Annotated in this window: 12 protein-coding genes and 1 pseudogene; 2 read left to right on the forward strand and 11 right to left on the reverse strand. The window is 41.1% G+C overall.

Annotated features, from left to right (window positions below; all coding sequences use genetic code 11):
- Positions 1-48: 48 nt before the first annotated feature.
- Positions 49-1,704 (forward strand): Rqc2 family fibronectin-binding protein PavA, encoded by a 1,656-nt coding sequence (gene pavA / locus K1I97_RS02940; RefSeq protein ID WP_084972241.1) that lies wholly within the window; start codon positions 49-51, stop codon positions 1,702-1,704.
- A gap of 33 nt (positions 1,705-1,737) precedes the next feature.
- On the opposite strand, the gene deoD is transcribed toward pavA, so the two are convergent.
- From deoD to K1I97_RS02985, 9 genes and pseudogenes are all read right to left on the reverse strand, one after another.
- Positions 1,738-2,448 (reverse strand): purine-nucleoside phosphorylase, encoded by a 711-nt coding sequence (gene deoD, locus K1I97_RS02945; protein WP_012972499.1) that lies wholly within the window; start codon positions 2,446-2,448, stop codon positions 1,738-1,740.
- 492 nt (positions 2,449-2,940) lie between these two features.
- Positions 2,941-4,225 (reverse strand): annotated as a pseudogene (locus K1I97_RS02950) (chloride channel protein).
- Between the two features lie 2 nt (positions 4,226-4,227).
- Positions 4,228-5,037, reverse strand: coding sequence for a purine-nucleoside phosphorylase (locus K1I97_RS02955; RefSeq protein WP_084972240.1), 810 nt, complete (start codon positions 5,035-5,037; stop codon positions 4,228-4,230).
- Complete coding sequence (locus K1I97_RS02960) at positions 5,034-5,594, reverse strand: DUF1697 domain-containing protein (RefSeq protein ID WP_084972239.1); 561 nt, start codon at positions 5,592-5,594, stop codon at positions 5,034-5,036. The genes K1I97_RS02955 and K1I97_RS02960 overlap by 4 nt, the downstream gene beginning before the upstream one ends.
- Position 5,595: 1 nt before the next feature.
- Positions 5,596-6,807, reverse strand: a complete 1,212-nt coding sequence (locus tag K1I97_RS02965; protein ID WP_084972238.1) for a phosphopentomutase — start codon at positions 6,805-6,807, stop codon at positions 5,596-5,598.
- A gap of 14 nt (positions 6,808-6,821) precedes the next feature.
- On the reverse strand, positions 6,822-7,505 hold the full coding sequence (rpiA, locus tag K1I97_RS02970; protein WP_084972237.1) for a ribose-5-phosphate isomerase RpiA: 684 nt from the start codon (positions 7,503-7,505) through the stop codon (positions 6,822-6,824).
- A gap of 105 nt (positions 7,506-7,610) precedes the next feature.
- Positions 7,611-8,540 (reverse strand): peptidase U32 family protein, encoded by a 930-nt coding sequence (locus K1I97_RS02975; RefSeq protein ID WP_084972236.1) that lies wholly within the window; start codon positions 8,538-8,540, stop codon positions 7,611-7,613.
- A gap of 128 nt (positions 8,541-8,668) precedes the next feature.
- Positions 8,669-9,349, reverse strand: a complete 681-nt coding sequence (locus tag K1I97_RS02980) for an ABC transporter ATP-binding protein (RefSeq protein WP_084972235.1) — start codon at positions 9,347-9,349, stop codon at positions 8,669-8,671.
- 13 nt (positions 9,350-9,362) lie between these two features.
- Positions 9,363-10,418, reverse strand: a complete 1,056-nt coding sequence (locus tag K1I97_RS02985) for an ABC transporter permease (RefSeq protein WP_084972234.1) — start codon at positions 10,416-10,418, stop codon at positions 9,363-9,365.
- Positions 10,419-10,799: 381 nt separating this feature from the next.
- Between K1I97_RS02985 and K1I97_RS02990 the strand changes: the two genes are divergently transcribed.
- Positions 10,800-11,084 carry a DUF3270 domain-containing protein gene (locus K1I97_RS02990; protein ID WP_084972233.1) on the forward strand — a complete coding sequence of 95 codons (285 nt, stop codon included), beginning with the start codon at positions 10,800-10,802 and terminating at the stop codon, positions 11,082-11,084.
- A 66-nt stretch (positions 11,085-11,150) separates the two neighbouring features.
- On the opposite strand, the gene K1I97_RS02995 is transcribed toward K1I97_RS02990, so the two are convergent.
- Both K1I97_RS02995 and ciaR read right to left on the reverse strand, forming a co-directional pair.
- Positions 11,151-12,488: a sensor histidine kinase gene (locus tag K1I97_RS02995; RefSeq protein WP_084972232.1), complete on the reverse strand. Its 1,338-nt coding sequence runs from the start codon at positions 12,486-12,488 to the stop codon at positions 11,151-11,153.
- Positions 12,478-13,152: a two-component system response regulator CiaR gene (gene ciaR, locus K1I97_RS03000; protein ID WP_000590630.1), complete on the reverse strand. Its 675-nt coding sequence runs from the start codon at positions 13,150-13,152 to the stop codon at positions 12,478-12,480. The genes K1I97_RS02995 and ciaR overlap by 11 nt, the downstream gene beginning before the upstream one ends.
- Positions 13,153-13,203: the final 51 nt, after the last annotated feature.

The following is a 13,203-nucleotide window of genomic DNA, read 5'->3' on the forward strand; positions in this document are numbered from 1 at the left end:
CTACCTTTTTGATATAATACTATGGAATACAATCACAAGGAGAGAACGATGTCATTTGACGGATTTTTTTTACACCACATGGTTGAGGAATTGCGGAGCGAGTTGGTCAATGGTCGCATCCAAAAAATCAATCAGCCTTTTGAACAAGAGTTGGTCTTGCAAATCCGCAGTAATCGCCAAAGCCATCGCCTGCTCCTCTCTGCTCATCCAGTTTTCGGACGCATTCAGCTAACCCAAACGACCTTTGAAAATCCAGCCCAACCTTCCACCTTTATCATGGTTTTGAGAAAGTATTTACAAGGCGCCCTGATTGAGTCGATAGAGCAAGTGGAAAATGACCGTATCGTGGAGATCACTGTTTCCAATAAAAACGAGATTGGAGACCATATTCAGGCTACATTGATTATCGAAATCATGGGAAAACACAGTAATATTCTACTGGTCGATAAAAGCAGTCATAAAATCCTCGAAGTCATCAAACACGTTGGCTTTTCGCAAAATAGCTACCGAACCTTACTTCCAGGCTCGAGCTATATCGCTCCTCCAAGTACGGGATCCCTCAATCCTTTTACTATCAAGGATGAAAAACTCTTTGAAATCTTGCAAACCCAAGAACTAACTGCAAAAAATCTTCAAAGCCTTTTTCAAGGTCTAGGAAGAGATACCGCAAACGAACTGGAAAGGCTCTTGGTTCGTGATAAACTCTCCACTTTCCAGCACTTTTTCGGACAAGAAACTAAACCTTACCTAACGGAGACTTCCTTCAGTCCAGTTCCTTTTGCCAATCGTGTAGGAGAGCCTTTTGCCAGCCTTTCGGATCTCTTAGATACCTATTATAAGGATAAAGCCGAGCGCGACCGCGTTAAACAACAAGCCAGCGAACTGATTCGACGTGTTGAAAATGAACTACAGAAAAATCGTCACAAACTAAAAAAACAAGAAAAAGAATTACTGGCGACAGACAACGCTGAGGAGTTTCGCCAAAAAGGAGAGTTGCTGACAACCTTCCTCCACCAAGTGCCTAATGACCAAGACCAGGTTACCTTGGACAACTACTACACCAATCAGCCTATCACCATTGCTCTTGATAAGGCTCTAACACCCAGTCAGAATGCCCAGCGCTACTTTAAACGCTACCAGAAGCTCAAAGAAGCTGTCAAATATCTGACTGAGCTGATCGAAGAAACCAAGTCTACCATTCTCTATCTGGAAAGTGTGGAAACTGTTCTCAGTCAAGCTGGACTAGAGGAAATCGCTGAAATCCGTGAAGAATTGATCCAAACAGGCTTCATCCGAAGAAGACAGCGGGAGAAAATCCACAAACGCAAAAAACCAGAACAGTATCTGGCTAGCGACGGAAAAACCATCATCTATGTCGGACGAAACAATCTTCAAAATGAAGAATTGACCTTTAAAATGGCCCGCAAGGAGGAACTTTGGTTCCATGCCAAGAACATTCCTGGAAGTCATGTCGTTATCTCAGGAAATCTCAATCCTTCTGACGAAGTCAAGACAGATGCGGCGGAACTGGCTGCCTATTTCTCCAAAGGGCGCTTGTCAAATCTCGTGCAGGTGGATATGATTGAAGTCAAGAAACTCAACAAACCAACTGGTGGAAAACCTGGCTTTGTAACCTACACAGGACAAAAGACCCTCCGCGTTACACCAGACCCAGAAAAAATCGCATCTATGAAAAAATCCTGATTTCAAGTGAAATCAGGATTTTCTATTACAATTTTAGTCTGCAATCAAGGTTTCCAAACCAACCTTCATCATATCGGTGAAGGTATTTTGTCGTTCTTCTGCAGTGGTGTCTTCGTCTGGATTGACCAAGCTATCAGAAATGGTCATGATAGCTAGCGCATCCACATGGTGTTGGGCTGCCAAATAGTAAAGTGCTGCTGCTTCCATTTCCACAGCCTTGACGCCCCATTTACCAAGCTCGATATTCTTTTCAAAGTAGTTTGAGTAAAAGACATCCGATGACAAAACATTCCCAACGTGGGTTGTCATACCAAGTTCTTTGGCGATATGGTAGGCCTTATCTAGCAAGTCAAAACTTGCAATTTGTGGAAAATCATACTGAGGCCAATCATTGCGGATGATGTTTGAGTTAGTTGCAGCTGCTTGTGCCAAGACCAATTCACGGACATGGACATCCTCATTCAAAGAACCTGCAGTTCCTACACGGATCAATTTCTTAACACCGTAGTCAACAATCAACTCACGCGCATAGATGGAAATAGACGGCATTCCCATCCCAGTTCCCATGACTGATACACGGTGACCTTTGTAAGTACCAGTGTAACCAAACATGTTACGCACTTCGTTAAAACAAACAGCATCTTCAAGGAAGTTCTCCGCAATAAACTTAGCACGAAGAGGATCCCCAGGAAGAAGAATTTTGTCAGCAATTTCACCCTGCTGAGCAGCAATATGGATAGACATAATTTATGATACAAAGAGCGAGAAGAAAACGACTGAAAATTAGGAATCTGACGAGAAATCCTGATTTCTCAGTCAGATTATCTATTTTCCGAGTTTTCCGCTCGTGTTCAAATTAGAACACCTTGCTCTACCTTTCTTTATTGTATATTCAGGATAGCGACAGAGAACAAAGTAAAAATAGGAAACTGACGACGCATCGCAGATGCTAGACAGTTTATCTTTTTTACACAGTTCTCCGCCCGTATTCAGTTCAGCAAATACGGTTTACCCATCCTTTCTTTTTTTGTTTTGAAAAGTTTTCCGCTCGTATTCAAATCAGAACACACGCTCTACCTTTCTTTTTTTATTTTTATATTTCATAGCTAGGAAAAATCGTATTCAATCATGACTCCGATAAGCCTACTACATTTTTATTTAAAACAGTTATTGATAAACTGACAATAGTTTTTAATCTCTTAAGATAAATCCTTGATTAGAAGAAACGGGCATTTCCTACCAAATTACTTTATTCTTTGACATCTTACACAGTATGCTAGCCCAAGGAAAGCGATCTAACACTTTTGCAAAACCATAAGCCAGGAAAGCAGATACTAAGAGATACGGAAGAGAATCTAAACCTAGCCCAGTGAAACCTATAACTAATCCGGTTGCAGAAATGGGCGCCCTCAAGGTCACAGATAAAAAGCAAACAGATCCTAAAAGTAAAACGGTTGGCTGGTTGTCCAAACCTAGAATCATGCCCAAGAGAGCAGCTCCAGCCATCCCCAAGGCAAAAGATGGCGTAAGAGTACCACCATAGGCCCCTGCCCAAAGGATAATAAGAACGACCACTGCTTTTAGGAAAAACATGAGAAGCACTGTTTGACCACTGCTGCCATTTAAAATCTCCTGAGCCATCATGCGTCCATTGCCAAGTAGATGCGGAAAGTAAATTGCTAGACCAACAAGAAAAAGAAAAGCTGAGGGCAATGTGAGAAGTATTCGTTTATCTTTTATCCTGTTTGAAGACACTTCTTTACTTAAGCGACCAAAAAGCCAAGCTAAGGGGGTTAAGAAAAGAAGTAATAAAGGGACAATCCACACTTCCTTTAATGACCATGCAATAGCTGAAATCTGGTAGAGAGCATGATCTGAAATAACCAATCCTGCTGTATAGGTTGACACATAGGTAGTCAAACCGACTAAGACAAATCGCTTGATAGATAAAGTAATTCCTAGAGTCTCAAAAACGAAGAAAACACTTGTTAATGGAACCTGATAGACAGCCGCTAAACCAGCACCAGCACCACAAGCAAGGAGAAAGATGCGATCCTTCATAGACAGTATACATATTTTTCCAATTGGCCCTGCAAATAGAGTTCCAATCTCTCGTGGCGCAGCTTCTTTTCCAATAGGCGCTCCCCCTCCAACTGCAATAATCTGCCAAATTGAATGAAATAGCTGTCTTAAAAAATGAAGCTTGTATTGCGAAGTCTCATCCTTCATCTGAGCTTTGATGGAATAAAATCTTCGACCCTTTTTGCAAGAAGTACCAGACTAAGGACGAGCTAAGACCCACGATTATTAAACTTAGTCCTATCCGTGAGGAGGAAACTCCATCTGTCAAAAATCCACTATGATGCTCTGACTGACCAAAAACTAGCCCCTCCACCATCTCTAAAAGATAATGGAGAAATATACCAGATAAACCCGAAATTATTCCTTGCAGAATTACTGCTATGAATAATCTAAAATTATAAGGGATTTCTCGAAAAATACTCCTCAATTCTATTAACATGATTACAATTCAGCAAGAATCGCTTTAAGCAAACCTTTGAAGTCGTCTTTAACACGTTCAGTCACTTCTACAACTTCCTCGTGGTTGAGTTCTTCTTGGAAACCAGCAGCATGATTAGTAATACATGAAATACCGAGAACTTTCAAGCCTGAGTGGGCTGCCACAATAACTTCAGGAACAGTGGACATACCAACTGCATCTGCTCCCAATGTCTTATAGGCACGAATCTCTGCAGGTGTTTCATAAGTCGGACCAGTTACACCGATATAGACACCTTCATCAAGCTTGATACCGAGTTTTTTAGCCACTTCATGGGCAGTTGCACGATATTCTGGAGTGTAGGCTTTAGACATATCTGGGAAACGTGGACCAAAGTCATCTAAATTTTCACCAATCAACGGATTTTGACCCGTAAAGTTGATATGGTCTGAGATAGCCATCAAGGTACCAGGACCGTAGCCGATACCTCCTGCAGCGTTGGTAACAATGACACCCTCACAGCCGAGAACTTTCATGACACGTACAGGGAAAGTTACCACTTCAAGAGGGTTTCCTTCGTAGAAATGGAAACGCCCTTGAAGAGCCAAGACCTTGCGACCAGAAAGTTCTCCATATACCAATTTACCAGCGTGACCAACTACGGTTGAACGACCCCAGTTTGGAATTTCTGCATAGTCTACAACTACTGGATTTTGGATTTCTTCTGCAAGTTCTCCCAGACCTGATCCAAGGATTAAACCAAATTCAGGCGCTAGGACACCCTTTTCTTTCAAAAAAGCAGCTGTTTCCTTGATTTTGTCTAAAAATGTCATTGTGTGTCTCCTTTATTATTTTTTAGTAATTTACCAATTTTGTCAAAGGTTTTTGCATTACGAATGGTGATTTGGCGGTAGAAAGGCATCTTGAGTAAGTACTTGTGATAGGCTGTTGCATAGTAAGATTCTTCAGAAAATTTCCCCCAGAAAATCCCAAGTTTACCAAAATGAACGACTTCATCTTCCAGTTCCAAACTGTCCACTTTCTCGATGACTTGATCCACATCCAAGCCCTCCGTGTAGAAGAGGACATCTTTTCGTGCCATGTCTTTTGTCCACCAACCTGGTAGATTGTCAAGTTCCGCCTCAAAGTCCTCTAGACTCAGCAAAGAAAAGCTCTGAATAAATGGATAATGGACTTTAAAGAAAGTCTCTAACTTTTCAACCAATCGGGCTTTGGGGGCTATCGAAGTAAAGAAGATATTGCCACTGTTGATGTAGGTTTCAACCTTTTCCAGTCCCAACTCTGTCAGTTCTTGACGGAGTTGCGCCATGACAACCTTATTTTTCCCACCGACATTAATGCCCCGAACAAGTAAAGCATATCTCGTCATCTTATACCAATTTATCTAAGAAACTTTCTCCAATCATGGCTGTTTCAACACCAAAGTTATCCGCAACTGTTGCAGAGATATCAGCAAAATGTCCAACTGGAATCAAACCGTTTCCTTTAAAGGCAGGACTGTAAGCCAAAAGTGGAATGTATTCACGAGTGTGGTCTGTACCCGCGTAGGTTGGATCATTTCCATGGTCCGCAGTAATCAAGAGAAGGTCATCCTCTCGCATGGCGGCGATAATTTCAGGCAAGCGCTCATCAAACTCATGCAAGCAATCACGGTAACCATGAGCGTTACGGCGGTGACCGTAAAGAGCATCAAAGTCTACCAAGTTTGTAAATGAGAATCCTTTTTCAAACTCAGCAAGTCCCATAGTCTTCAACAGTGTATCAATTCCATGACTATTTGACTTGTTATGACCCATGTCATGGTTGATACCAGCACCGTTAAAGATATCATTTATTTTTCCAACGGCATAAGTATCGATACCAGCTTCGTTGAGTTTGTCGAGAACGGTTGGTGCAAATGGAGATACAGCCAAGTCACGACGATTTGCCGTGCGAGTGAAGTTTCCAGGCTCACCTACATATGGACGGGCAATGATACGACCTAGAAGGGCTGGACGCTCAAGAGTGATCGAACGAGCGTATTCACAAATACGGTAAAGTTCATCCAAAGGAATGATGTCTTCGTGGGCAGCGATTTGCAAGACAGGGTCAGCTGAAGTATAGATAATCAACTCCCCAGTTTCCATTTGACGTGGTCCAAAGTCATCGATAACAGCCGTTCCTGAGTACGGTTTGTTAGCTTCACGAATGACCTTGCGTCCTGAGAATTCTTCGATTTTCGTCAAGATTTCTTCCGGGAATCCATTCCAGAAAATATCGAAAGGCTCCGTAATGTTAAGTCCCATGATTTCCCAGTGTCCAGTCATAGTATCCTTACCAAGAGATACTTCTTCTAGTTTTGTTGCATATCCTGTTGGATTGCTTTCAGCTGGTACAGTCTTCAAAGGCGTTTCGCGAGGAATATTTCCTAGACCGATTTTAGCCATGTTTGGAACATTCAAACCAACTGTTTTGGAAATGTGTCCCAGTGTATCAGAAGCTCCATCTGGAACCCCTGCATTGACAAAGTTATTAGCATCTGGTGCAGCACCAATTCCGACAGAATCCAGTACCACCAAGTGAATTCGATTAAATTTTGACATAATCTGTCTCCTTATTATTTTGCTTTTGTTGAAGTTAAAATCTGAACACCATCTCGTCCCGCTACGATGACCTTATCCACCATTTGGTTGAATAAGCCATGCTCGACGACACCAACGACATGATCCAATTCTTGTCCGAAAGCAATTGGGTCTTCAATGACTTCCAAGGCTAGATCAATGATAAAGTTCTGCATATCTGTCACAAAACGTTGACCGTCTTTTTCACGGAAACTTGGTTTGTAGCCAGCTCGCTCAAAACGACGAAAAACCTGCTCTGCGCCATATTGAACCACTTCTACTGGCAATTTAAAAGCACCTAGTTTTTCTACCAGTTTGCTTTCATCCACCACCCAAATGTATTCTTTTGAGGGCGTTGCGACAACCTTCTCCATCAGAAGGGCACCCCCACCGCCTTTGATCCCGTTAAACTGGCTATCTACTTCATCCGCTCCGTCGACTGTCACATCGACAAAGTCCACTTGATCAATCGACTTGAGCGGGATATTAAGACCTTCGGCCTGTTTACTGGTCACACTGGAAGTTGTTACAGCAGTAATCTGTAAACTTTCTTCCTTAATCCGACGACCGATTTCTTCTACGAAATAGTAGGCAGTAGAGCCCGTTCCAAGTCCGACTACCATGCCATCCTTGACAAACTCAGCAGCCTTGATACCTGCCATTTTCTTCAGATTTTCCACTCAAACACCTCCATTAAAGAGCTATTTTTATTATAACATGTATCCGTTTTTATTTCATGGATACACTGGAAAAACCCGAACATTTTTATTTCGGGTTTTTATGTCCTATTTAACCATATCAGGATCGTAGTCATAAAATCCTGTATCAAGGAAACGATTTTTAGGATGAAGTTTACGGACTTCTTCATCCAGCAAGAAGGCTTGATCATGGCTAAAGTTACCCTCTTGGATCAAGCTACGCGCTTGGATAAAGAGTTTAGCAATCTCAACAAAATTCTGACCTGGAGTGTAGAGTCCTTCTAGCTTCCAATGGGTGAAACCATGCTCAACCAACTCAGTCAATTTGGTCATTAAATCAAGGTCATTGTTAGCAAAGATGTGGGTACCATGATTGTCTTCAAAGATAGAGTAATGGCTTTCTGGGTCACTCGGTTCTGCAAGGAAGAGATCACGTTTACGTGTTTTTTCATCATCGATGTGCGTGAAGTTGTAGTAGTTTTGTAAGAGCGGACGCTTAGAATGGTGAATGACACTGGCACCATAAACCAAGACTTCAGCAGGAATTTCCAAAATCTCTGGCATCTTAAAGAGTTCAGCAGATGGAATTTCACGCGCTAAAACCGCCTCAGAAGCTCCTGCCTTTTGACCCCAGAAATTAATCTGACGACTACTAGTTACCATAGTTGAAGCATCGTAGATAGTCTTGAAGGAATAGCCATCACGGTTGACCACGTAAAAGACACCTGCATCTCCTACTGTAATATAGTCTGTCTTGATTTCTTCCAAGAAGTCTAGGAAGGGCTTGATACGGTCCATCATATCTTGGTGCATGAGGGCGTTAACCGCAACGATCAATTCCTTACTCGCATCATGAACCAGCTTAGCGATGGTGCGCAACTCTTCATAACTAAAGGTCGTTGGCAGACGAAGACCAAAATCTTTCTCACCGACATAGATACGATCTACGTCAGCTTTAAGTAACTGTTCAACTTGTTCAATACTTTCAGCAGTTGCTGTAATGATAATCTTTTCCATAAGAAAAATTATACCACAATTCTCAAAAATCAGCTATGAATACCAGGAATTTTATAAAAAGTCAACGTCATTTTTTAAAGTTGGCAATCAAAAAAGTGAACAGTAACCAGTACCATCCACTCTCTTTTTTATGCATGTGTTTTTTCTACTAGGTGGCCATCATTCATGACATAGATACGGTCAACCTTATCAAGAAGGCGTGTATCATGTGTAATCATAACAACTCCTCTCCCTTGTTCGTGGGCAATGGCAGCCAACATCTCCGTTACTTGGTAAGCACGCTGGGTATCCAGACTGGCTGTCGGCTCATCTGCAAGCACGATGCTTGGATTGTTATAAAGCGCTCTAGCAATCGCCGCACGCTGACGTTCGCCACCTGATAAAGCCTTGGGATACTGATTTTGAACTTTTTCCAAATCCAACAGGTCAAGTAACTCTTTTCGATCACTTTTCCTATTTTTTCCCTTATCCAGTCTGTCAATCAAATCAAGCTGTTCCTTGACCGTTAGAAAAGGAATCAAGTTTGAAGCCTGAAGAATGAAGCCAAACTCTCTAAAACGGAGAGCTGTTTTCTCCTTCTCCGTCAAACTGCCTGTTTCTTTCCCCTTTACCAAAATCTTTCCACTTGATGCTTCCTGAAGTTGTCCTAGAGTTGTTAGAAAGGTCGTCTTTCCAGAGCCTGAAGGCCCAACGATAGCTACGAATTCTCCCGCATTTAGCTGAAAATTCGTCTCATGTAGGGCAACGACTTTCATCTTTCCTTCCCCGTAGGTTTTTGTCACTTGATTCATTTCAATCAATGTTGTCATACTATTCTCCTTATCACTCTGCAATCGCAGTAATCGGGTCCACCTTTAGCAAGCGTGGAAGTGAAATGACACCACCTAGAAGGGCCATCAAGGAAATTACCAAACTTAGGATAGAGTAGGCTAACCAACTTGGGTAGAAAAAGAAGGTAGCTGGTAAGACTAAAATCACTCCTCCAATAGCCAGCAAGGCTAAAGCAATCCCCATACCAGCTAGAAGGAAGATTTGACAGAAAAGAGACCATACAATGGTTTTGATCTGTATTCCCTGAGCCCGCATTATTCCATAAAGTCCTAGTTTTTGGATGGTAATGATATAGACAAAAATCCCCACAATCAAGCCTGTGATAACAATCATAGCAAGAATCATGCCTGAAAATACATTCACCTGAGGTGTGTAACCAGGAATTTTCGATATCATTTTTGGAATAGAAATCTGTTTCAGTCCGTCTCCAGCCACTTCTATATCATTTTTCAATACCAAGGCAGAGATAGAATGATTGGCTTTCAAGGTTCCTTGTAAGGTCCAATAAGTTGACAGACTCGTAAAGACAACAGGCTCGGTGAAAAATTTATTATCTTGAGTCAGACCTACAATCTTGTAACTTGCCTCGCTTCCATTGAGCTGAATGGTATCACCTAGCTTCATCCCATAATTCTCAAAGGACTGATCCACGACAACCTCATCATCTCCTTCAGGATAACGACCCTCCGTCAAACTAGGAGAGATAAAAGAGTCCCACTCTTGAGCAAAGATGGAAACATTGACCTTTTCACTATCATCGACTAGATTGGTCACAGCGAACATATAGCCAAGGGGAGCAGCCTCTTTAGAACTCTTATCCTTGTAGTTATTTTCAGGAATAAAGGATGCTGTCAAATTATCATTTGCGTAGTCAGATAAAACCACACCCGTCGCTTGCCAGTTATCAATAGCTGCTCTGTTATTTCTCACGAGGCCAAGAGCTAAACTGGTCATAAAAAAGACCATAAAAGCGATAAGAAAAATAGTAGTTAGAATCAAACTATATCGAAGTTTGTTTCGTAATATTTCTTTGATAGCAAGATACATGTTTATCTCCTTTAACTTTTCCCCAGAGGTAGCAAAATGCTACCCAGTCCAATAGACAGAATCTCTGTCTTATCATCCATTCAAAACAACTCCTACCACTCTTACAAAGAATCACGGTAGCAACTCAACAAATTATCTTAGGAAAAGCACTTGCTTGCAATCAATTTATATAAGTTATCCCTTCCTTGCTCAGTATATTTATAATAGAGAAGGTCTGGTCATCTGTTTCAAGTGTAACATCCATGCTATCACTTTCTCTAGTAGGTGTCAAGAAGAGCGACTCAGATAATGATAAGAGACTTTAGTAGTTTTGTAACAATTCTGTAATAATTCTCTGCATAAAAAATGATAAAATAGTTATGTACTGTTAAGGAGAGAATCATGTCCGCAAGAAAACTAGAAGCTTATGAGTTTGAACAAGCTCCCGAATCGAATCAAACTCCGCTTTATCAAGATTATACACCGGAAGCTCCAGTCGGCCCTAACTTAAAAGAGATTTTATTTTTTGTAAATATTGCTTGTTTTTGTATTTTTATGGCACTTTTTAGCTTTATCTTTTTAGCCTTAAAATTAAATACAGTTTTATCATTTATTGCTGCTATGGGGACAAGCTTCGCCCTCTTACAACTTCAACGAAAGATGATTAAACGAAAACTTTCAAAATAAAGGTTGGTACTACTACCAACCTCTTTTCTTGTTATCTAAAAAGACAGTTTCTCAAAACTGTCTTTTTTATTTATTCTTACGTTTGGAAGGAGATTGGATGGCAATTTTAACTTCAAAAATCGTTCCTCTAGGTTTGTTATCTTTTACGCTAATCGTTCCTCGTAAGGCATCTACAATCTGCTTGGCCAGAGATAGTCCTAGGCCAAAACCACCTTTCTGACGAGTCCTCGCCTTGTCTACACGGTAAAAACGGTCAAAGATTTTCTTCTTATCGGCAGCTGAGATTCCAATCCCATTATCTGTTACTGTAAGATAGAGATGGCGATCTGTAGCATGAACTACAAACTCAATCTTGCCATCTTCTTCGGTATACTTGATGGCATTATCAAACAAGATGGTCATGAGCTGTTTTAGGAGCAACTGATCGGTCATGAATGGGCGATAAACTCGATTTTCATAGTCAAAAACACGATCATTTTCAGAAGCAATCAACTCATAGTTGGCAAAGGTTGTTTTAAAGAATTGTGGAGAAACTTCTGCTATTTCTGGTTTGATTCCATCATCTCGACGTGCAAGGTTGAGAAGATTGGTCGTGAGGAAGCGCATGTTCCGAACTTCTTCGAGACTAGAAGCAATACTTTCGCTGGATTCCATAATCGTTGCCTCTGGTTTTCGAAAGAGATTCTCTAAGCGATTTTGTAAAACGGCCAAAGGCGTTCTCAGTTCGTGACTCGCATTTTCAACAAAGGACTTCTGCTTTTGCATACTTTCCAGTAAAGGTTTGACACTGACACGTGCCAGATAAACACTAGCAATTAAAGACAGGAGCCAGAAACTAGCCATAACTACAACAATTAAATGCTCGTGGTTTTGACTGATTTGCTCGAGCTGGCTGGTATTGATTAAAACCGCCGCATATTTGACATTGCTTGATACGGAGGAAGAGTTGGTTTCCATCAAGACCATTCGATAGGTTTCTTCCTGACCATAGCTATTGACTACTTGAATTTGGCGAATATGATTCAACTCTTTCTTGTCCAGCTTGATCTTATCCAAGCCTAGAAAACGATTGCCCAGTAAGAGTTGGTTAAAATCCTTGTCAAAGAGCAAAACTTCTGTATTTGAGCTAACATTGGGCTTTACTTCAGCCTTACTGGCATCCGCTGTTGCTGGTTGAATATCCTTGACTTCCTCAGTTGCCCGATTAAGGGCTAATTGGATGACAGCTTGTGGACTACTACTAAGGGCTTGGAGTTTTTCATCTACAGAGGTGTAGAGACTCGAGTGCATGACCTGAAGGATAATCAAGGTCATAGCAGAGAAAATCAGGGTGAACACTCCGAAGTTTCGAATGAAATAGCTGAAATCATCCGCATACCATGTTTTTTTTAGTTTATTGAACATCTTTTAAAATATACCCGACACTACGCAAGGTTTGAAGGTTTTCAGCAAAGGCTGTACCCTTCAGTTTCTTACGAACTTTTGAAACATAGACTTCTACAACGGAAATAGTCGTATCGCTATCAAATCCCCATAGGCGGTCAAAAATTTGTGTCTTGGGAAGAATGACATTTTGATTTTGAAGGAAGTAAACCAATAACTCAAACTCTTTCCCGAGCAATTCCACAGGAGTATCTTCCACTTTTACTTCATTCGTTGAAAGGTTGACGACAATATCCCCATAGGTCAAGGTATTTTCGTTAAACTTGCCTGAACGTTTGAGAAGGGCTTGAATCCGCATTTTGAGTTCTTCTAGGTAGAAGGGTTTGGTGAGGTAGTCATCCGCTCCCAACTCAAAACCATGTCCCTTGTCATCCAAACTCTCTTTGGCAGTCATGATAAGGACTGGTGTTGTAATTCCTTTTTCACGCAATTCTTTCAAAACTTGGAAGCCATTTTTTTCAGGCAACATCAGGTCAAGCAGAATCAAGTCATAAACGCCACTTTCTGCTTCGTAGAGACCTTCTTCTCCATCAAAGACCTGCATGACATCTGCAAAATCATCTAAAAAGTCAAATACTGAGTTTGACAGGCCTAGATCATCTTCTACTAATAAGATTTTTATCATCAGAAACTCCTCCTTGTTACGATTATTATACCAAAATTGCCTTAAAAAAAA

The organism is Streptococcus oralis (assembly GCF_019929345.1).
Lineage (GTDB): Bacteria > Bacillota > Bacilli > Lactobacillales > Streptococcaceae > Streptococcus.

Coding starts and splice junctions, on each gene's coding strand:
- pavA (WP_084972241.1), top strand. CDS start 49: ATGTCATTTGACGGATTTTTTTTACACCACATGGTTGAGGAATTGCGG.
- deoD (WP_012972499.1), bottom strand. CDS start 2,448: ATGTCTATCCATATTGCTGCTCAGCAGGGTGAAATTGCTGACAAAATT.
- K1I97_RS02955 (WP_084972240.1), bottom strand. CDS start 5,037: ATGACATTTTTAGACAAAATCAAGGAAACAGCTGCTTTTTTGAAAGAA.
- K1I97_RS02960 (WP_084972239.1), bottom strand. CDS start 5,594: ATGACGAGATATGCTTTACTTGTTCGGGGCATTAATGTCGGTGGGAAA.
- K1I97_RS02965 (WP_084972238.1), bottom strand. CDS start 6,807: ATGTCAAAATTTAATCGAATTCACTTGGTGGTACTGGATTCTGTCGGA.
- K1I97_RS02975 (WP_084972236.1), bottom strand. CDS start 8,540: ATGGAAAAGATTATCATTACAGCAACTGCTGAAAGTATTGAACAAGTT.
- K1I97_RS02980 (WP_084972235.1), bottom strand. CDS start 9,349: ATGACAACATTGATTGAAATGAATCAAGTGACAAAAACCTACGGGGAA.
- K1I97_RS02985 (WP_084972234.1), bottom strand. CDS start 10,418: ATGTATCTTGCTATCAAAGAAATATTACGAAACAAACTTCGATATAGT.
- K1I97_RS02990 (WP_084972233.1), top strand. CDS start 10,800: ATGTCCGCAAGAAAACTAGAAGCTTATGAGTTTGAACAAGCTCCCGAA.
- K1I97_RS02995 (WP_084972232.1), bottom strand. CDS start 12,488: ATGTTCAATAAACTAAAAAAAACATGGTATGCGGATGATTTCAGCTAT.
- ciaR (WP_000590630.1), bottom strand. CDS start 13,152: ATGATAAAAATCTTATTAGTAGAAGATGATCTAGGCCTGTCAAACTCA.